General features: G+C 65.0%; 1 protein-coding gene. It reads right to left on the bottom strand.

Features of this window, described 5'->3' with window-relative positions; genetic code table 11:
* Positions 1–889, bottom strand: an 889-nt coding sequence (locus FZ983_RS33880; protein ID WP_149229098.1) for an IS3 family transposase, incomplete at both ends; no start/stop codon positions are given.

The raw sequence follows: 889 nt of genomic DNA, 5'->3' as shown, positions 1-889 counted from the left end.
TTAGCTCGGCCTGTTCGGGGGTGATGTATCCGATGGCCGAGTGAGCGCGTTGGCGATTGTAGTAGGTTTCGATGTAGGCGAACACCTCCCGGCGGGCCTGGTCGCGGGTTTCGAACCGAGTACGATGGACCAACTCGACCTTGAGAGTGTGGAAGAAGCTCTCCATGGGAGCATTGTCGTAGCAGCAGCCCTTGCGCGACATGGACTGCCGCATCCCGGCCGCCTGCAACAGGTCTCGGTAGTCCCGAGAGGCATACTGACTGCCGCGATCGGAATGCTGGATGAGACCCACAGACGGCCGTTGGCGCTGGATGGCCATCACCAGAGCCGAGGTGGTGAGTTCGGCGCGCATATGATCGCGCATCGCCCAGCCAACGATCTTCCGGGTCGCCAGATCGAGCACCGCCGCCAGATACAGCCAGCCTTCAGCAGTGGGCAAATAGGTGATGTCGGCAAGCCAGACCCGGTTGGGCTCGGCCACCTGGAAGACCTGACCCAGCAGATCGGGAGCGACCGGAAGGCCATGGCGGCTATCGGTCGTTACGGGCCGGAACCGGCGTGCGGCTGCACCCCGGATGCCGTGGCGGCGCATCAGACGCGCCACCCGGCCCCGGCTGGCGGCGACGCCCTCCGCGCGGAGGGATGCATGCACGCGCGGGCTGCCATAGCGGCCATAGTGGCGACCATGAACGCGTCGGATCTCGACCAGAAGCTGTCGGTTGGCGACGGCCCGCTGGCTTTCCGGCCGCCCACGCCACGCGTAGTAACCGCTGGCGGACACCCCGAGTACCGAGCACATGAGCCGGGCCGGGAACTCGTCCCGGTGGTCCTCGATGAAGCGGAACCTCATCTCGGCGGTTCCGAGAAGATGCTGATGGCCTTTTTTAAA

The sequence above is a fragment of the Azospirillum sp. B21 genome (assembly GCF_008364825.1).
Classification (GTDB): domain Bacteria; phylum Pseudomonadota; class Alphaproteobacteria; order Azospirillales; family Azospirillaceae; genus Azospirillum.
The sequence above is the reverse complement of the archived record's forward strand: the minus strand, read 5'-3'. Positions and strand labels throughout refer to the sequence as shown.